The organism is Bacillus sp. LR_5 (assembly GCF_042709275.1).
In genome coordinates, this window is the sequence record NZ_JAVAXX010000019.1 from 27395 (window position 1) to 47102 (window position 19708).

The 19708-nt window shown below is 47.3% G+C and carries 16 protein-coding genes; 7 read left to right on the plus strand and 9 right to left on the minus strand.

What is annotated here, in order from left to right; translation table 11 throughout:
• Positions 1 to 55: 55 nt before the first annotated feature.
• The 6 genes from gudD to glnK all read right to left on the minus strand — a co-directional run bounded on the left by gudD (position 56) and on the right by glnK (position 7746).
• Positions 56 to 1423: a glucarate dehydratase gene (gene gudD, locus RAC86_RS06700; RefSeq protein ID WP_377885441.1), complete on the minus strand. Its 1368-nt coding sequence runs from the start codon at positions 1421 to 1423 to the stop codon at positions 56 to 58.
• Positions 1424 to 1459: 36 nt separating this feature from the next.
• Positions 1460 to 2827, minus strand: a complete 1368-nt coding sequence (gene gudP / locus RAC86_RS06705) for a glucarate transporter GudP (protein WP_038428315.1) — start codon at positions 2825 to 2827, stop codon at positions 1460 to 1462.
• 84 nt (positions 2828 to 2911) lie between these two features.
• Positions 2912 to 4378 (minus strand): alpha-ketoglutaric semialdehyde dehydrogenase GucD, encoded by a 1467-nt coding sequence (gene gucD / locus RAC86_RS06710; protein ID WP_377885442.1) that lies wholly within the window; start codon positions 4376 to 4378, stop codon positions 2912 to 2914.
• A 29-nt stretch (positions 4379 to 4407) separates the two neighbouring features.
• On the minus strand, positions 4408 to 5334 hold the full coding sequence (gene kdgD, locus RAC86_RS06715) for a 5-dehydro-4-deoxyglucarate dehydratase (RefSeq protein ID WP_377885443.1): 927 nt from the start codon (positions 5332 to 5334) through the stop codon (positions 4408 to 4410).
• Positions 5335 to 5558: 224 nt separating this feature from the next.
• On the minus strand, positions 5559 to 6503 hold the full coding sequence (gene glnL / locus RAC86_RS06720; RefSeq protein WP_041335234.1) for a glutamine utilization two-component system response regulator GlnL: 945 nt from the start codon (positions 6501 to 6503) through the stop codon (positions 5559 to 5561).
• Positions 6504 to 6513: 10 nt separating this feature from the next.
• A complete protein-coding gene (gene glnK, locus RAC86_RS06725) occupies positions 6514 to 7746 on the minus strand; it encodes a two-component system sensor histidine kinase GlnK (protein WP_230488403.1) in 1233 nt (410 codons plus the stop codon).
• A gap of 301 nt (positions 7747 to 8047) precedes the next feature.
• Here glnK and RAC86_RS06730 point away from each other — a divergent pair, with 301 nt between their 5' ends.
• From RAC86_RS06730 to mmuP, 4 genes are all read left to right on the plus strand, one after another.
• Positions 8048 to 9031, plus strand: coding sequence for a glutaminase (locus RAC86_RS06730; protein ID WP_014475676.1), 984 nt, complete (start codon positions 8048 to 8050; stop codon positions 9029 to 9031).
• 22 nt (positions 9032 to 9053) lie between these two features.
• Complete coding sequence (locus RAC86_RS06735; protein ID WP_017694994.1) at positions 9054 to 10490, plus strand: alanine/glycine:cation symporter family protein; 1437 nt, start codon at positions 9054 to 9056, stop codon at positions 10488 to 10490.
• A 128-nt stretch (positions 10491 to 10618) separates the two neighbouring features.
• On the plus strand, positions 10619 to 11566 hold the full coding sequence (gene mmuM / locus RAC86_RS06740) for a homocysteine S-methyltransferase (RefSeq protein WP_041340025.1): 948 nt from the start codon (positions 10619 to 10621) through the stop codon (positions 11564 to 11566).
• A gap of 119 nt (positions 11567 to 11685) precedes the next feature.
• Positions 11686 to 13098, plus strand: a complete 1413-nt coding sequence (gene mmuP / locus RAC86_RS06745) for an S-methylmethionine permease (RefSeq protein ID WP_041340023.1) — start codon at positions 11686 to 11688, stop codon at positions 13096 to 13098.
• Positions 13099 to 13134: 36 nt separating this feature from the next.
• Here the strand turns inward: mmuP and RAC86_RS06750 are convergent, their stop codons facing one another.
• The 3 genes from RAC86_RS06750 to gamR all read right to left on the minus strand — a co-directional run bounded on the left by RAC86_RS06750 (position 13135) and on the right by gamR (position 15431).
• On the minus strand, positions 13135 to 14205 hold the full coding sequence (locus RAC86_RS06750; RefSeq protein ID WP_041340020.1) for a branched-chain amino acid aminotransferase: 1071 nt from the start codon (positions 14203 to 14205) through the stop codon (positions 13135 to 13137).
• 209 nt (positions 14206 to 14414) lie between these two features.
• A complete protein-coding gene (locus RAC86_RS06755) occupies positions 14415 to 14690 on the minus strand; it encodes a DUF1648 domain-containing protein (protein ID WP_119898950.1) in 276 nt (91 codons plus the stop codon).
• Between the two features lie 33 nt (positions 14691 to 14723).
• Positions 14724 to 15431, minus strand: a complete 708-nt coding sequence (gene gamR, locus RAC86_RS06760; RefSeq protein ID WP_003234841.1) for a transcriptional regulator GamR — start codon at positions 15429 to 15431, stop codon at positions 14724 to 14726.
• A 218-nt stretch (positions 15432 to 15649) separates the two neighbouring features.
• On the opposite strand from gamR, the gene nagB reads away from it, so the two are divergent.
• The 3 genes from nagB (at position 15650) to gltP (ending at position 19704) form a co-directional block, all read left to right on the plus strand.
• Positions 15650 to 16399: a glucosamine-6-phosphate deaminase gene (gene nagB / locus RAC86_RS06765; RefSeq protein WP_119898948.1), complete on the plus strand. Its 750-nt coding sequence runs from the start codon at positions 15650 to 15652 to the stop codon at positions 16397 to 16399.
• A gap of 20 nt (positions 16400 to 16419) precedes the next feature.
• Complete coding sequence (ptsG, locus tag RAC86_RS06770; protein ID WP_119898946.1) at positions 16420 to 18315, plus strand: glucose-specific PTS transporter subunit IIBC; 1896 nt, start codon at positions 16420 to 16422, stop codon at positions 18313 to 18315.
• 144 nt (positions 18316 to 18459) lie between these two features.
• A complete protein-coding gene (gltP, locus tag RAC86_RS06775) occupies positions 18460 to 19704 on the plus strand; it encodes a glutamate-aspartate/proton symporter GltP (protein ID WP_003234847.1) in 1245 nt (414 codons plus the stop codon).
• The last annotated feature ends 4 nt before the right edge of the window (positions 19705 to 19708 follow it).

The window sequence follows — 19708 nt, forward strand, 5'->3', positions numbered from 1 at the left end:
TCAGTTGTTCAATTGTAAGACAAAATAGCGGATATGACAATATTTACAATCAAACTTATCGCACAAGACATGGACGCTTCCGGTCAAATTCCCAGTTGCTGATCAGGAACTGCATTGGGATCGCGTCATTCCGTGCGCCTAAATTCATTTTCCAATAGATCTCATGCGCTTTTTCCACTTGTTCCATATCAATATCGACGCCTAGTCCAGACTTATCCGGCACCTTGACACAGCCAGAAGAAATCTCAAAAGGCTGTTTCGTTAATCGCTGCCCGTCCTGCCAGATCCAATGGGTATCAATCGCCGTGATCCGCCCCGGAGCCGCTGCTGCCACATGGGTAAACATCGCAAGGGAAATATCAAAGTGGTTGTTGGAGTGCGAGCCCCATGTCAAACCCCAATCATGGCACATTTGCGCAACCCGCACCGACCCTTGCATCGTCCAAAAATGCGGATCAGCCAGCGGTATATCGACCGCATGGAGCTGAATCGCGTGACCCATTTCCCGCCAATCAGTCGCAATCATATTTGTCGCAGTCGGAAGCCCTGTCGCGCGGCGGAATTCAGCCATTACTTCACGAGCGGAGTAGCCATTCTCATCCCCGCATGGATCTTCCGCATACGCGAGCACATCTTGCTTTCCTTTGCATAATGCAATAGCTTCCTCTAATGACCATGCCCCGTTCGGATCAAGAGTGATCCTTGCCTCTGGAAAACGTTTCGATAATGCGGTAACAGCTTCGATTTCCTCTTCTCCCCGCAGCACCCCGCCTTTCAACTTGAAATCCTGAAAGCCATAGCGCTCCTGTGCGGATTCGGCAAGACGCACAATGGCCTCCGGCGTCAGCGCTTCCTCATGGCGCAGACGGAACCACGCGCAATCTGACTGCTCATCGCTTTGATACGGCAAGGTCGTCCGCTTTCGGTCGCCGATGTAAAAGAGGTAACCGAGCATTTTTACTTCATCACGCTGCTTCCCTTCGCCCAGCAAAGCCGCGACCGGTTCCTGAAGAAACTTTCCAAGCAAATCTAACAAAGCCGCTTCCAGTGCGGTGACGGCGTGCACAGTGGTGCGCAAATCAAACGTCTGGTTTCCTCGCCCTCCCCTGTCCTGATCGCCAAACTGCTTTCTGACCGTTTGCAATATCGCTTGGTACGCACCGATAGATTTTCCGACAACAAGCGGCTCTGACAGCTCCAGTGTGCGCCGAATATGCTCTCCGCCAGGCACCTCGCCGACTCCCTGATTTCCGCTGCTGTCCGTTAAGATTACGATATTCCGGGTAAAAAACGGGCTGTGTGCTCCGCTTAGATTCAGCAGCATGCTGTCATGTCCCGCAACAGGAATCACCTTCATTTCAGTAATTGAGGGAATATTCGATCTTTTCTCTTTTTGAACCTGCTCTTGTATCGGTGAACTCATGCATTTTCCTCCCTTTATAAAGCGCTTTCATAAATATTAGACAGGCAACGATTGATCGGGGTCTTGTTCTTGTTTCTTTAACACTACCCGTTTGATCGGCCCGACCAGCAGCAAATAGCTGAGGATCGCCGCAATCGCGTTAGCGCCGACAAACACAAGCGCGCCATTGAAAGATCCAGTGGCATTGACAATGTATCCGATAATAATCGGTGTTGTAATTGAGGCAATATTCCCGAAAGTGTTGAACAAACCGCCGCTTAATCCTGCACATTCTTTCGGAGACGTGTCCGACACGACAGCCCAACCCAATGCGCCGAAGCCTTTTCCGAAAAACGCGAGCGACATAATGACAACGACGAGCCATGCTGAATCTGTGTAGTTGCAGACAATCATACTGCAAGACAGCAGCATGCCGGCAATGATTGGCACTTTTCTAGCAAAGGTCAGTGAACGGCCTTTTTTGAGCAAGATGTCTGACACAATGCCCCCAAGCACGCCGCCGGCAAATCCGCACAGCGCCGGCAGGGAAGCGACAAACCCAGCTTCAAGAATAGACATGCCGCGGGCCTGAACCAAATATACCGGAAACCACGTGAGAAAGAAATAGGTGAGAGTCGTAATACAGTATTGCGCGATGTACACGCCAATCAGCATGCGGTTCGTTAACAGCTGTTTGATATACGGCCATTTCGATTCTGTTTCTTGTTTGCTTTTACTGTCATCCATGGAAATCAGCCCGCCGCCCTGTTCGATGTACGCAAGCTCAGCTTCATTAACCTTTGGGTGTTTTTTCGGTTCATACACCGTTTTTAGCCAGATGACAGCCAGAAGAATGCCCGCAATACCCATAACAGCGAAGACGGAATGCCAGCCGAAAGAGTGGGTAAGCCAGCCCATTAAAGGAGAAAAAATGACGATTGCGAAGTATTGTGCTGAATTAAAAAAGGCTGAAGCTGTCCCGCGCTCGGAGCTTGGAAACCATGAGGCAACAACTCTGCCGTTTCCGGGAAATGAAGGCGCTTCTGATAAACCAACCAGAAAACGCAGTGCAAACAGCAGGATAATCGCTGTGCCGGCGGAGAAAAAGCCAATCGCCCCTTGCAGCAGCGTAAAAAACGACCAGAAAAAGATGCTTAACGCAATGATAGTCTTTGAACCAAAACGGTCCAGCAGCCAGCCGCCCGGAAGCTGTCCGATGACATAGGCCCAGCCAAAGGCAGAAAAGACATATCCCATGGCGACCGAGTCCAATCCCAAATCATGCTGGACGGAATCTCCGGTGATGGAAAGCGTCGCTCGATCCGCGTAGTTAATAGAGGTCACAAGAAACAGCATAAACACGATGAACCAGCGCACGGACGTTTTTTTGCCCGCCGGTGTAACATTCGCAAAGTCTTTTTTCATAGTATCTTCTCCTTTTCAAAGTAGAGAATCATATGCTGGCTGTGATAAAGCCGGGAAAGAGACGCATGCCTCTTTCCAGCACCATTACGGCTTCACAAAAACGGTTTTGATCGCTGTGAAAAAGTCCTTCGCTGCCTCACCCTGTTCTCGGGAGTGGGAGCTCGACTGCTTCATGCCGCCAAAGGGAGCCTGCAGCTCAACACCTGCGCTTTCTGCATTGATCCGAACCAGTCCGGCATCGATTTCATCAATGAAAGAAAGCATTCGGCCGATGTTTTCCGTAAAGATGGATGCACTTAAACCAAACTTCACATCATTGGCGATGTTCAGTGCCTCCTCCATCGAGTCCACCTTGATCAAGGCGATCACCGGACCGAAAATTTCCTCCTGGGCAATTGTCATCTCAGATGTCACATTGTCAAAGATGGCAGGCTGAACATAATAGCCGTTTTGATACTTTCCGTTCTCCAGCTTTTCTCCTCCTATTAAAAGGGAAGCCCCCTCCTGTTTGCCTTTCTCAATGTATGACAGGCAGTTATCAAGCTGATTCTTGCTGGCAATCGGTCCCATCCAGACATCCTCTTTTAAGCTGTCTCCGATTGTAATATCTTTTGTGCGCTGGAGCAGTTTTTCTTTAAAGCGCTCATAAATTCCGCTTTGTACAATGACACGGCTTGTCGCGGTACATTTCTGGCCGGTTGAACGAAAGGCCCCCGTTATGACAGCTTCGGCCGCAGCTTCAAGGTCAGCGTCATCAGCTACGATGACAGGGTTTTTGCCGCCCATCTCAAGCTGGTACTTGGCTCCCCTCGCTAAAGCGGCTTGCCCGATGATTTTTCCGACTTGATTTGAACCGGTAAACGTAACGGCGTTTACACCCTCATGCTCAGCAAGCCCCTGCCCGACAACAGAACCCGGGCCTGTCACCAAATTGATGACCCCTGCCGGGAGCCCCGCTTCCTCAAAGCAGGCAATGATCTTCGCGCATGTCACAGCTGTTTCTGTCGCCGGTTTGATGACAACGGTATTGCCGTATACCAATGCCGGCGCCATTTTCCAAATCGGGATCGCCACCGGGAAATTCCACGGAGAAATCACGCCGACCACACCGAGCGGAACACGGGTGGTAAACATGAGCGCGTCTTTGTCAGTAGACGGAATGACGTCACCCGTTTTTCGCATGCCCTCTCCGGCATAATAGCGCAGAATGGCAATCCCCCGGGCTGTTTCTCCCTTCGCTTCCGGCAATGTTTTACCCATTTCACGCGTTGCACAGGCGGCGATTTCCTCCAAGCGCTGCTCCATGATATCCGCTGTTTTGTATAAGTATTGGCCGCGCTCGGCACCCGTCAGCTTTCTCCAAGCCGTTTTGGCTTCATTGGCGGCGGCGACGGCACGTTCCACATCTTCAGCCGTTGAATTCTGTACATATCCGACAATATCATTCACATCGGCAGGGTTTTTGACCTTGACCATATCGCCTGATTGAGACTTAACCCACTCTCCGTTAATAAAGTTGAGGTACGTGTTTTGTTCCGTGATCACAGACATGCCCATTGCCCCTTTCGTGTTTTTTCTGGTCAAACCGTCGCGGCTTTTTTCGGAAAACGGTCAGCCGCCTGCTTCAAAATTGCTTCCAATTGCTGATAATGATCTTTTTCAACCGGGCCGACAGGCGGTCTGGCTGTATTCCTTACATTCAAACCCATGATTTCCATACCGGCTTTAATCAAGGATACGGCGTAGCCTTTTCGTTGTTTGCGAATATCGTTGATCGGCAGAATCACATGCCGATAGAGTTCCTTCATAAGCTCGTCATTTCCGTTTTTCAATGCATCATAGAACATTCGCGAAATATGCGGGATATAATTTGAAATCGCTGAAGAGTAAGAGTGGAACCCGATCGGCAGATATGCCGGCATCGTCACTTCAGCCATCGGCATTCCGTTGAGCCATCCTAAGCGGTCGCCGATCGTATAGACGAGGTTGATATTCAAATCCATATTTCCTACCCCGTCTTTGACACCGACAAGCTGTTCACATTCGGTCAGACGTTTGATCTGTTCAACAGAGAGAACTGCGTTATCGCGCTGATAAAGAATCGCGTTCAAGTCAGTGCTTTCAATAATCGTTTTCGCATACTGGTACAGCCCCTCCTGTTCGCCATGCACCAAATACGGAGGCAGGATCAAGTAGCCGTCGGCGCCTTTTTTCTCCGACAGCTGCGCCCAATCAAGCGCTGTGCTGAGGTTGCCGCCCACCCCCGTGTAGACCGGCACCTTTCCTCCGGCTGCCGAGACTGCGACTTCCACCATTTGCTCATATTCCTTCTGGCTGAGAGATTGGAATTCACCAGACCCGCAAGCGATAAATATCGCTTCCAAGCCCTCATTCAGCAAAAACTCAATGTTTTGAAAAAGAGCTTCTTCCTCCAGTTTTCCTTGTGTGTTAAAAGGAGCAACCGGAAAACCTAAAATTCCAGCGGGTGCTTTTCTGATACGGCTCATCAACATAACCTCCTGTTATTTGTGTATACAGCCTCTATCTGTAAGCGCTTTTATTAATTTTTCTTTCACATCCGCTCCTTCCCCATATATCCTTTTGTTTAATTGTAAGACAAATAAACAATAAGTCAATATCTTTATTTTCTGATATTTTATAAAAGGGTAAATCACTGTCCGGCCGGGATTCTGCGCAGCAAAAAAACAGCCTGGTCAGCCGGCTGTTTGGTTTATATCCTTCTTTGTTTCATCGTCTCATGCAAAAGCTTTGCTTCCAAAAAAAACACGTGGATGAATTTTTTCATATTTATTCTAGCAGGTGCAAGGGGTTTTGCATCCTTGGATTGGAGTTCTTTCATTTTCTGGCTGACAACCGGAAAATCAAAGAATTTCGATGCATAGGTTTCAAATTTTGGATTCGAAAAATCAGTTGTGCCCAATGAAGCAAAATGGTGCAGCGAATGGATAATCGCTCTGCGGATACGCTGCTCCGAGGCTTTTATTTCGCGATTGACTTCCGTCTGTGAGGCCCCTGTCCCCAGCTTCCGTACCGCTACTTGGGTGAATATTTGTTTTAGCGAAGGGCTTTGTTTTTCGTGCGGCTCGGATTGCTCGTGTTCTGCTAAATACTGCAGGACCGCCATGAGATCATGTGCGCCGCCTTCTCCCATCATGCCCAGCTCGGACAACAGGAATGTTCCTGCCTCTTTTAAACCGCTGTCACTCTTCTGCTGGGGACGCGCTTTCCGTTCAGTCCGATTAACAAGCCGGCTTAGAGAATGCTGAATGGCTCCAATCGAGTGTTCAAGCTCGATCCGCTCCTTCACCTTTTGGAGAACCGCGACAATTTCAATGCGGTTAATCGGCTTATGGATAAAATATTCGATGCCGAGCGAGTACGCTTCCCCGACCATTTCCTTCGCCTCCACTTGAGAGATCATTACGATTTTGCCGGAGTACATATTCTGGATCTGACGAATCGTCTCAATGCCGTCTCTTCCGGGCATTAACAGATCGATTAATAAAATATCAATCTGCTTAAATTGCAGCATATGCCCTTCCACTTGGCTTCCGTCGTCTGCTTCACCAGCAGCTTCCCCGAGATCTTCGTCCTCAATGATCTGCCTTAAAATTGACCGCACCGCACGGTCATCATCTGCAATAAAAAAACGCATAGCTTTTGGTTCACCCTTTCTGAATCAAATGCCGGACAGGCAGCCTGATGGCAAACACCACTCCCCGCTGCTGATTATCAAACGTGATATCCCCTTCTAGCTCTGTCACGATTTCCTTTACGTAGGAAAGTCCGATACCCGTAGAAGGCGTGCCAAATTCGTCATATTTTGAAGTAAAGCCCGGGTCAAACACAATGTCTCCGATTTTCTCGGAAATCCCGGGGCCATTGTCTTCCACCTGGAATTCTACCATACTCTCATTTGGCTTACGGAGCCTCAGGCTGACCATTCCCTCTTCATCCATAGCCTCTACTGCATTTGCTGTTAGATTATTAATGATCGAAAGCACGATAAATACGTGATATTCGTCATGCTCTCCCTCGATCGAGCAGTAAAAATCAATCTGCTTCCCTAGTGCTTCAGCGTACTTTTCATTCATTCGAATCACGAGCTGCAGCAAATCAGAAGGCCTCATATAATCTCTCAAACTCTCATTCGAAATCAGTTTTGAAAGCCCTGCGAATATCCGCTGGTTGTCCTTTTTCACTTCATGAATCTCTCCGGCCAGTCTCAGGATTCTGCCGCTCAGCTGAACATCCTTTCCCTTGATTTCCCGATAGAGCTGATACGAATCGTTTGTCACTTTCTCTGTCGTTTTCAATGTCTTTTTTAGGTGCACCGTTTCTTCATATAAATTGGAAACGATCATCAGCATGTGCTCGTGCTGCTGCCTTGTCTGTTTTTCTCTCGATTGTGTTTCATATAGCTTCAGCACACTATAAAAGCTCATCACAATAAATGTGTGAGAAATCGCAATCACCGCAATGTCAGTGATTTTCTCAGGCGTGACAACCGTATGAAAAATGAGAAATTGTACAGCCAGCTCGACACAATCTGACACAACTTCAATCATAAACCCAATGAAACCGAGCATAATCGGCCGTTCACGGAAACGATTGGCCTTTAATATGGAAAACAGACAGGCGTAAGTCATATAAAAGAAAAAGCCAGACGCTTGATCATACAGAATCGGAGTCAGCCCATTGTGTCCTCCGCCCCATAATTCCAGAAAGACGCGAAAGATGAAAACAGCCGCTCCAGTCAGAAAACCCGGCAGCACAGCGGGCACATGCCGCAACAATGATAAAAAGAAGAAAAAAACCGGTGCCCCAAAGCTGACCCGGAATTCTTCATTGAGGGGATAAAATTTCAGTTCACCGGCCAGCGGCACCGTAATCAGCATGAGGGCCAGTATATATCCGTCTTTTTCAATAAACCGTTCCAGTTTTATGTTGATCACATCCTCGCTTTTTATTTTGGGGAATCGGGAGAAAACCTGCAAATTGCTTTTGACCCAGAACATGAGGTTTTTATAAATCTTACTGCTTATTTTCAAAATGTTTTTGTCGTATTTTGTATGATTCTGTAGTCTCCATTATACAGTAATTATACCTTCCGCTATTATGAAAGCGTTTAACGCCCCCTTAGCCTTCGTTTTGATACACCTCAGTCCTTTAAGAAAAAAATCAGTGAGGAGGAATTCGATGAAAGAATTGATAAAAGAGCACCAGAAAGACATAAACCCGGCGTTACAGCTTCATGATTGGGTTGAATACTATCGCCCTTTTGCCGCCAATGGACAAAGCGCAAACTATATCCCCGCTTTAGGAAAAGTCAATGATTCACAGCTCGGCATCTGTGTATTGGAGCCTGATGGAACGATGATACACGCCGGCGACTGGAACGTCTCTTTTACCCTGCAAAGCATTTCAAAAGTGATTAGCTTTATTGCCGCCTGCATGAGCCGCGGCATTCCCTATGTGCTGGACCGCGTGGATGTCGAGCCGACAGGTGACGCCTTTAATTCAATTATTCGGCTCGAAATCAACAAGCCGGGAAAGCCGTTCAATCCCATGATCAACGCGGGTGCCCTCACCATCGCTTCGATCCTTCCCGGAGAATCGGCATACGAAAAGCTCGAGTTTCTTTACTCGGTGATGGAAACTTTGATAGGAAAACGGCCGAGAATTCATGAGGAAGTATTCCGTTCTGAATGGGAAACCGCCCACCGCAACAGAGCGCTGGCCTACTATTTAAAAGAAACAAACTTTTTAGAAGCTGAAGTAGAAGAAACACTTGAGGTGTACTTGAAGCAATGCGCTATGGAGAGCACTACAGAAGATATTGCGTTGATCGGCCTGATCCTTGCTCATGACGGGTATCATCCGATTCGACGCGAGCAGGTGATTCCAAAAGATGTGGCAAAATTAGCCAAGGCATTAATGCTGACGTGCGGCATGTACAACGCTTCAGGCAAATATGCGGCGTTTGTCGGCGTGCCGGCCAAAAGCGGCGTCTCCGGCGGCATCATGGCGCTGGTGCCTCCAAGCGCCAGAAGAGAACAGCCTTTTCAATCCGGATGCGGCATCGGCATTTACGGGCCTGCCATTGATGAATACGGCAACAGCCTCACTGGCGGTATGCTGCTGAAGCATATGGCGCAGGAATGGGAGCTCAGCATTTTTTAAATATGAAAAAAGAGGTGATTGTATGCAGCAAATCCTAGAACATATCGTCGGTATTGCAAATGATCTTTTGTGGTCAAAGCTATTAATTGTTTTGCTCCTTTCTCTGGGAATCTATTTTACGTTCAGGCTTAAGTTTTTACAGGTTCGCATGCTGAAAGAAATGGTCAGGGTATTAAGAGAAGGTGCTGCTTCCCGGTCGAAAAACACCATTTCTCCGTTTCAAGCCTTTTGCATCAGCATGGCGGCCCGTGTCGGAACGGGAAATATTACGGGCATTGCCATCGCCATTGCACTCGGCGGGCCCGGGGCAATCTTCTGGATGTGGATTATCGCCATTATCGGATCAGCATCCAGCTTTGTGGAAAGCACACTGGCTCAGATTTATAAAGTAAAAGATGTAAACGGCTTCCGCGGCGGGCCGGCGTATTACATGGAAAAAGGGCTGAACAAAAGGTGGATGGGCGCGCTGTTCGCTGTGTTAATCACCTTATCGTTCGGTATCGTCTTCAACTCGGTTCAATCCAATACAGTCAGCCTTGCCTTTGAAAACGCGTTTGGCACAAACCGCCTGACATTGGGACTCATTTTAATTGCTGTATTCGGCACGATTATTTTTGGCGGAGTCAAGCGCATTGCAAAGCTGGCTGAATCCATTGTCGTCGTATTGGCTGTCCTGTATATCGGAGTTGCGTTTTTCGTCATTTTCACCAACATTACGCAGCTGCCAAGTGTGCTTGCGCTAATCGTGAAAAATGCGTTTGGTTTTGATCAGGCCGCCGGCGGGGCTTTGGGCGCGGCACTCATGCAAGGCGTCAGACGGGGAATTTTTTCAAACGAAGCGGGAATGGGAAGTGCACCGAATGCCGCTGCCACCGCCACAACAAGCCATCCCGTCAAACAGGGGCTGATCCAAGCTTTTGGTGTACTGACGGATACACTGGTCATTTGTACAAGCACCGCCTTTATCATCCTGTTTTCGGATGCCTATCATACTCCGGGTCTGAGCGGAATCGCCTTGACACAAGCCTCTCTCAGCTCCCATGTCGGATCATGGGCATCAGGCTTTCTCGCCATTCTGATTTTGTTATTCGGATTCTGTGCTTTAATTGGAAACTATTATTATGGCGAAACCAATATCGGCTTTTTGAACAAAAGCAAAAAACTGATTTTTGTCTACCGTATCGGCGTGCTGGCAATGATCGTGTTTGGCTGTGTTGCCAAAGTCCAGCTCGTCTGGGATCTTGCTGATTTGTTCATGGGTTTGATGGTCGTCGTGAATTTAATCGCGATTTTCTTACTATCAAAGATCGTTTTTACTGCGCTGAAAGACTATACACGCCAGAAAAAAGCAGGCAAGGATCCGGTCTTTTATAAAGATGTGCTCAAAAACCATAATGGCATTGAGTGCTGGCCGGTTTCAGACACAAAGACTGACACGCACAACAAACAAATATCATAAGAAAAGGGTGTTCAGACATATGGGCTGAACACCTTTCCCTTTTTGCGTTTATTGACAAACACGTAAGCCTCCATTACGATTTTCATATCTTTTTCAAAAAAATCTGAAAGAAGGCATCGGTACATTCTATGAATCCTATCCAACACATATTAGATACATACCCGCTTATTGTGCTAGACGGCGCCATGGCGACCGAGCTTGAACGCAAGGGCTGTGATTTGAACGACAGTCTGTGGTCGGCAAAAATCCTGATGGAAGAGCCGGAGCTGATTAAACAAGTTCATACTGATTATTTCGCAGCAGGCGCCGATTGTGCAATCACCGCCAGCTATCAGTCTACATTTGAAGGCTTTGCCGCACGCGGGCTGAGCGAAGCGGAAGCACGCCGGCTCATCGAGTTGTCCGTCAGCATCGCAGCTGAAGCACGTGATGAATTTTGGTCGCTTGAAGAGAACCGTTTGAATCGGCCAAAACCGATCATTGCGGCTTCTGTAGGCCCTTATGGCGCTTATCTTGCAGATGGTTCTGAGTATCGCGGCAACTACGCAATATCAGAAGATGAACTGATTGAATTTCATCGCCCCCGGATGAAGGCGCTGATTGAAGCCGGAGCTGATGTATTGGCATGCGAAACGATTCCGTGTCTGACTGAAGCCAAAGCGATTGTTCGGCTGTTGAAGGAATTTCCTGAAACGTATGCATGGATCAGCTTCAGTGCTAAAGACGGCTTGCATATCAGTGACGGAACACCTGCAGCTGACTGCGCATCGTGGCTTGATGAACACCGCCAAATTGCAGCACTCGGCATCAACTGCACGCCGCTTCAGCATATCCCTTCCTTGATAGAGGAGTTAAAAAAGAACACGTCAAAACCGATCATTGTCTACCCGAATTCAGGTGAGCAATATGATCCGGAAACAAAAACGTGGAACGGCGCAGCATGCGCAGAATCTTACGGGGCGAGCGCCCGCACCTGGCATGAAAAAGGAGCGAGGCTGATTGGCGGCTGCTGCCGGACAAAACCCGAAAATATTCAAGAAATTGCGGCTTGGGCCCGCTCTTTAAAAACAACTTGACTTATCGGAATAGTTTGTATATTCTAACTTAAAGCCGGTTCGCCGGAGTCTCGTGTCACTTTCTGACATGAGATTTTTTATTAGGAGGAAATAAATCGCTGATAGAAAGTTGGAAAAAGATGAACTCTGCCCACAACAAGAATGAGACAACCTTTCAGAGAAGTATGAAAAGCCGGCACCTCTTTATGCTTTCCTTGGGAGGTGTCATCGGAACCGGGCTGTTTTTAAGCTCAGGTTATACCATTCAGCAAGCAGGCCCGGCCGGAACCATACTCGCCTACCTAGTCGGGGCCGGCATCGTTTATTTGGTCATGCTGTGCCTCGGTGAGCTGTCAGTCGCCATGCCTGTGACCGGCGCCTTTCACACCTATGCAGCCAAATACATAGGGCCGGGCACCGGATTTACGGTCGCTTGGCTGTACTGGCTGACATGGACCGTGGCATTGGGATCAGAATTCACAGCAGCCGGCCTGTTAATGCAGCGCTGGTTCCCCCATACATCGGTTTGGATGTGGAGTGCCGTCTTTGCGCTGTTCATTTTCTTGCTTAACGCATTTTCGGTCAAGTTTTTCGCTGAATCAGAATTTTGGTTTTCCAGCATCAAAGTATTAGCCATTGTATTATTTATTCTTTTAGGCGGCTCTGCCATGTTCGGCATCATCCCGATCAAAGGCGGAGAAGCCGCTCCGATGCTGTCCAACTTCATGGCGGAAGGCGGGCTTTTTCCAAATGGATTTATCCCGATTTTGATGACGATGCTGTCCGTCAATTTTGCCTTTTCGGGAACGGAACTAATCGGAATCGCAGCCGGTGAAAGCGTTGATCCTGACAAGACAATACCAAAAGCGATTAAAACAACGGTCTGGCGTCTCTCACTCTTCTTTGTCGGAACAATTTTTGTGCTGTCAGGGCTGATTCCGATTCAAGATGCAGGTGTCATCAAAAGCCCGTTTGTCGCTGTCTTTGACAGAGTCGGTGTACCATACGCAGCCGATATCATGAACTTTGTTATCCTGACAGCGATCCTGTCAGCGGCTAATTCCGGACTCTACGCTTCTTCCCGGATGCTGTGGTCTTTATCAAAAGAAAAAACGCTTCATCCGACATTTGCAAAGCTGACGTCAAAAGGAACCCCTTTTAACGCGCTGGTGTTCAGCATGATCGGCGGCATTCTGTCGTTGCTGTCCAGCGTATTTGCGCCAGACACTGTATACGTTGTGCTCGTGTCGATTTCCGGTTTTGCCGTCGTTGTCGTGTGGATGGGAATCGCTGCTTCTCAATTCATGTTCAGAAAACGTTATATCGAAGCGGGAAACAAGGTTACTGATTTGAAATACAGAACCCCTTTGTATCCGTTCGTGCCGATTGCCGCGTTCCTGTTATGCCTGGCTTCCGTTGTTGGCATTGCCTTTGATCCGAATCAAAGAATCGCACTGTATTGCGGCGTTCCATTTATGGCCATTTGCTATGCAATGTATTATGTGAAAAACCGCAAAAGCCTGCCGGCTGCTGATATGACTCATTCAAAATAAAAAGAACCTGCCTCCGGGCAGGTTCTTTTTCGATTTTCACACTTCCACTGTCCAGTTAAACGGGCCTTTCACCTTGCCAAGCTGAATATCTGTTATCGTTTCATACAGCTTTTTCGAGAGGTCCCCGATTTGCCCGTCTCCTACAATCACCGTTTTTCCATGAATGTTGAGTTCACCGACAGGCGTAACGACGGCTGCCGTGCCTGTGCCGAAGACCTCTGTCAATTCTCCGCGTGCAGAGGCCGCATACACCTCATCAATCGATATTCTCTCTTCACGAACCGGAATGCCCCAGCTTCGAATCAATTCAATCGCAGACGCACGTGTAACCCCGCTTAAAATGCTTCCGCTTAAAGCAGGTGTGACAGCTTCCCCGTTTATGACGAAAAAGATGTTCATGCTCCCTACTTCTTCCACATATTTCTTTTCGATGGCGTCCAGCCACAGTACCTGGTCATAGCCCAGTTCATTCGCTTTCCGCTGTGCCTGAAGACTGGCGGCATAGTTTCCAGCCGTTTTTGCAAACCCGACTCCTCCGTTGACCGCCCTCACATACTCATCTTCGACATAGATTCTAACCGGCTTCAGCTGATCGTCGCCATAATAGGAGCCGACAGGCGAAAGCACGATCATAAATGTATAGCTCCTGGATGCCTTCACACCGAGACTCGGTTCTGTGGCAATGACAAAAGGACGAATATACAGTGACGTTCCTTTTTTCTTTGGAACCCAATCTTTCTCCAGCTCAACTAATTGTGTCAATGCCTCAAGCACCAGCTCTTCGTCTAAAGGGGGCATGCTCATGCGCTCACACGATCTGTTCAGCCGTTTGATATTTTGATCCGGACGGAACAGGAGCACCCTGCCGTCGTCTGTTCTGTATGCTTTTAATCCTTCAAAAACAGCCTGGCCGTAATGAAAAACAGATGCAGACGGATCAAGCGTAAGCGGTGCGTACGGCGCAATTCTCGGATGATGCCATCCAATCCCCTCTTCGTAGTCCATCACAAACATATAATCTGTAAAATATTGACCAAATCCCAAGGATGACGGGTCGGGCTTTTCTTTATGAAATACAGTTTTTTCTCGTTCAATAAGCTTATTCAATCTAATCAGCACACCTTTCGCATAGTTGTTTAAATATTCAGTCTTTTTAAAGCTGCAAAAAGTATACAGCCTTTCCTTTAATAATACGCCGCTTCACACCTATAAATTTCAGAATATTCTTTAGGATCATCAGCTATTATACACCACATTCATTGTCAGATGAAGCTGAAATTAAAGAAAAACAGCCAGTTTTATTCTGGCTGTTTGATTTAGAGCGCTAAACAAAGGACGACAATGTGGCAAATCAGCAAAATATACACTGCGAATACAAATTGCCAATTGATCTTCCGCGCCCATGCAAACACCACCATCAAAACAGGCAGCATCACAGTCCCCGCCAGCTTGTTAACCGTCAGATCCGGACTGTTCGCAACATCATAATGAATCGGCATCTGCGTCGGCAGAAAAGGGTAAAATACAATTGAAAGGATGAATGCAGCAATCAATGCTCCCCACAGCACTTTTCCATTCGTCAATAAAAACATAGAACCACCATTCCCTTCTTAAAACACATTGCTTTATGAATGATATGACTGTTCTACGGTGAATTTCGTTCGGTCTCCCCGGGTAATAATTTGCGCATATTCCACCACTTCTTCATTTTTATCATAGGTAAGGGATTCTGATAAAAACGCAGGCGCTCCGACATTGGTTAATAAGTGGCCGCTGATCGTTTCATCCGTTAAAATCGGTTCGATCGATTCCGTGCCCCTGCTGATTTCAATATTGTATTTTGTCCTTAACAATTCAAACAGTGAGCCGGTGCATTCCTCCTGTGCCAGCCCCGGTGCCGCCTTCCAGGGAATATATGAGGTATGATACTGCAAAGGTTCCCCCTCGGCGTATCTGACTCTGACAAGCTTGTTGACAGGTTCATTCTCTTTCATTTTCAAAAGCTCGGCAATGGAGTGATCGGCAGGAATCACCACAAGCTCAAGCACTTTTGATTCAGAACGAAGGCCTCTCATTTGTTCTGCAAAGCTCGTAATCTTATGCGGAATCGGCGTTTGTATTTTTGCCGCCGATACAAATGTCCCTTTTCCTTGAATTCTTTTAATATATCCCTCAAGCTCCAGCTGCTGAAGGGCCAGTCTCACAGTTGTTCTGCTGACATCATATTGTTCGCAAAACTCACTCTCCGTCGGCAGCTGATCATTCGCCTGATATTTGCCTGATTTAATTAACTCAATGATTTTAAACTTGATAACAGAATATAAAGCTGTCATTTCATTCTCCCCATTCTGTATGCAATCCGTTCTTTTTCATTGAGACCATGATACCATTTGCCATCCCAATATGAAAGATTTGTATCCTTCTTTTATAACAAATTTTCTGAAATTAATATTGACAGTTTGATAAGGGCGGTGCTAAATTCGTAATGACAAGTATCATAAATTGGTCATAACAAATATGGTGCTTGTCTATCTCTTTGAGGGGGTGTCACATGAAGATTCTGATCGCCGAGCACTACGAAGAACTCTGTAAGTTAAGCGCTGCCATTATTAAAAAACAAATACAAGCTAAGAAAGATGCCGTTCTCGGCCTGGCAACAGGAAGCACACCGGTCGGCTTGTATAAGCAGTTGATTTCAGACTATCAGGCAGGCAAAATTGATTTTTCAAAGGTTACTACATTTAATTTGGATGAATACGCTGGTCTCTCTCCATCTCATCCGCAAAGTTATAACCACTTTATGCATGAGCATCTATTTCAGCATATCAATATGCAGCCTGATCATATTCATATCCCGCAAGGAGACAACCCGCAGCTTGAGGCGGAATGCAAAGTATACGAGGTTCTCATCCGCCAGGCGGGAGGCATTGATGTCCAAATTCTCGGCATCGGCGCCAATGGCCATATCGGTTTCAATGAACCGGGATCTGATTTTGAGGACCGGACACGTGTTGTGAAGCTCTCGGAAAGCACGATACAGGCAAATGCCAGATTCTTCGGCGGTGATCCGGTGCTGGTGCCGAGACTCGCGATTTCAATGGGCATTAAAACCATCATGGAATTCAGCAAACATATTGTGCTTTTAGCAAGCGGCGAGGAAAAAGCAGACGCTATTCAAAAGATGGCTGAAGGTCCTGTCACGACAGAAGTACCAGCCTCCATTCTTCAAAAACACAATCATGTAACCGTTATCGCCGATTATAAAGCAGCTCAAAAATTAAAGAGTGCACCATGCTCATAAAACAATAAAAGGAGACTGTCATGTTTAAAAAGGCATTTCAAATTCTGCAGCAGCTTGGCCGCGCGTTGATGACTCCGGTTGCCGTCCTGCCGGCAGCAGGTCTTTTGCTCCGTTTCGGAGACAAGGATTTACTGAACATCCCTATTATAAAGGATGCAGGCGGCGTTGTATTCGATAATCTCCCGCTGATTTTCGCCGTAGGGGTCGCGATCGGATTAGCCGGCGGAGAAGGTGTAGCCGGACTTGCCGCTGTCATCGGATACTTAATTTTAACCGTCACCCTCGACAATATGGGAAAATTACTCGGCCTTCAGCCTCCGTATGAAGGAGCCGAGCACCTGATTGATATGGGGGTTTTCGGAGGAATCATCATCGGGCTTCTCGCCGCCTATTTATATAAGCGATTTTCATCAATCGAGTTGCATCCGGTCCTTGGATTTTTCTCTGGAAAACGCTTTGTCCCGATTATTACTTCCGTCAGTTCATTGGTGATCGGCGTCATTTTCTCATTCGTTTGGCCGCTGATCCAAAACGGAATTAACGCAGCCAGCAGTTTAATTGCCGATTCAACAGTCGGCCTGTTCTTTTATGCAACGATCTATCGTTTGCTGATTCCTTTTGGCCTGCATCATATTTTTTATACGCCTTTCTATTTTATGATGGGAGAATACACAGACCCATCAACAGGCAACACCGTAACCGGAGACCTGACAAGGTTTTTCGCGGGAGACCCGACAGCCGGGCGCTTTATGATGGGGGATTTCCCTTACATGATTTTCTGTCTGCCGGCAGTTGCACTTGCCATTATCCATACCGCGCGTCCGGAAAAGAAAAAAATGATCTCCGGCGTGATGATTTCTGCGGCGCTCACATCTATGCTGACCGGAATTACAGAACCGGTTGAGTTTTCTTTCTTGTTCGTTGCGCCCGTGCTCTATTTGATTAACTCTATTCTTGCCGGCGTCATCTTTGTCGTTTGTGATTTATTCCATGTCCGCCACGGCTATACGTTCTCAGGCGGCGGAATTGACTACGTCTTGAACTACGGACTGTCTACAAACGGCTGGGTTGTCATTCCTGTCGGGATCGTGTTTGCTTTCATTTATTATTATTTGTTCCGATTTGCGATTCTGAAATGGAATTTGAAAACGCCCGGCCGTGAGACAGATGAAGACGGTCAGAATGAGGAGAAAGCTCCAGTTGCAAAAGACCAGCTTGCCTTTCACGTGCTGCAGGCCTTGGGCGGACAGCAAAATATCGCTAACCTGGATGCATGTATCACAAGGCTTCGTGTGACCGTCCATCAGCCAAGCCAAGTCAGCAAGGATGAATTAAAACGGCTTGGTGCAGTAGGTGTGCTGGAGGTCAACAACAACTTCCAGGCAATATTCGGAACTAAGTCCGATGCCTTAAAAGACGACATCAAAACAATCATGGCCGGAGGCGTCCCTGCCACCGCCGCCGCGCTGGACACGGTAACTGACAAACAGCAGAAGCCCGATTCCGGTGAGACCTTTATCTATCCGATTAAAGGAGAAACAGTCTCTTTAGGGGATGTGCCTGATCAAGTCTTTTCAGAAAAAATGATGGGCGAGGGATTTGCGATTATACCATCAGAAGGAAAAGTCGTTGCACCTGCGGACGGCGAGATCGTCTCGATTTTTCCGACAAAACACGCCATCGGCTTTATGAGCGCCGGCGGTACTGAAATCCTGATTCATGTCGGCGTTGATACCGTCAAACTGAATGGGGAAGGCTTTGAAGCACATGTCACAAGCGGACAAGCCGTCAAACAAGGCGAACTGCTTCTCACCTTTGATCTCAATTACATCAAGCAGCAGGCCGCTTCAGCCATAACACCGGTTATTTTCACAAATACCTCTGAAGAAGATCTAAAGCACATTCAAATGAAGTAAAAAAGTCCCCCCTGCTGCGGGGGACTTTTTCGCCAACATAATGAAAGCGCTATCAAAATAAAATAACTTGAAAAAAGGTGTTTGCATTTGAATCACGAATGATATGAATATGCCTACATTCTATCATTCTAAAGGGGGATTCATTTGAAAAAATTAATCGCGTTTCAAATTTTAATCGCTTTGGCTGTCGGCGCGGTGATCGGCCACTTTTTTCCTGATTTCGGGATGGCACTGAGGCCTGTCGGAGATGGATTTATCCGCCTGATTAAAATGATTGTTGTGCCGATTGTATTTTCTACCATTGTCATTGGAGCCGCAGGAAGCGGAAGCATGAAAAAAATGGGCAGCCTCGGCATCAAGACGATCATTTGGTTCGAAGTGATTACAACGTTGGTATTAGGGCTTGGACTTTTATTAGCGAATGTCTTAAAACCAGGTGTCGGGCTTGACCTCTCCCATTTGGCAAAAAAAGATATCCATGAACTTTCCGGCTACACAGACAAAGTTGTTGATTTCAAGCAAATGATCCTGGATATTATCCCTACAAACATTATTGATGTCATGGCCAGAAATGATTTGCTTGCCGTTATTTTCTTCGCCATTTTATTTGGTGTCGCCGCAGCTGGTATCGGCAAAGCTTCTGAACCAGTAATGAAGTTCTTTGAATCTACCGCTCAGATTATGTTCAAGCTCACGCAAATCGTCATGGTCACTGCTCCTATCGGCGTGTTAGCCCTGATGGCAGCTTCTGTAGGCCAATACGGCATTGAACTCCTCCTCCCTATGTTTAAGCTGGTTGGCACCGTATTCCTTGGCCTGTTCCTGATCCTCTTTGTCCTCTTTCCGCTTGTCGGTCTCATCTTTCAGATTAAGTATTTCGAAGTATTGAAAATGATATGGGATCTGTTTTTAATTGCATTTTCCACCACCAGCACTGAAACCATTCTCCCTCAGCTGATGGATAGAATGGAGAAATACGGCTGTCCCAAACGAGTGGTATCATTTGTCGTTCCCTCCGGCTTGTCATTGAACTGTGACGGCTCCAGCTTATATTTATCAGTTTCTTGTATCTTTCTCGCACAGGCCTTTCAAGTAGACATGACATTGTCCCAGCAGCTGCTCATGATGCTTGTGCTTGTGATGACCAGTAAAGGCATTGCAGCTGTACCCTCAGGATCGCTTGTAGTTCTTCTGGCGACTGCCAATGCTGTAGGACTGCCGGCTGAAGGCGTTGCCATTATCGCGGGTGTTGACCGCGTCATGGACATGGCGAGAACGGGCGTGAACGTACCGGGACATGCGATCGCCTGTATCGTGGTATCAAAATGGGAAAAGGCCTTCCGCCAAAAAGAATGGGTTTCCGCAAACAGCCAAACTGAAAGCATATAGAAAA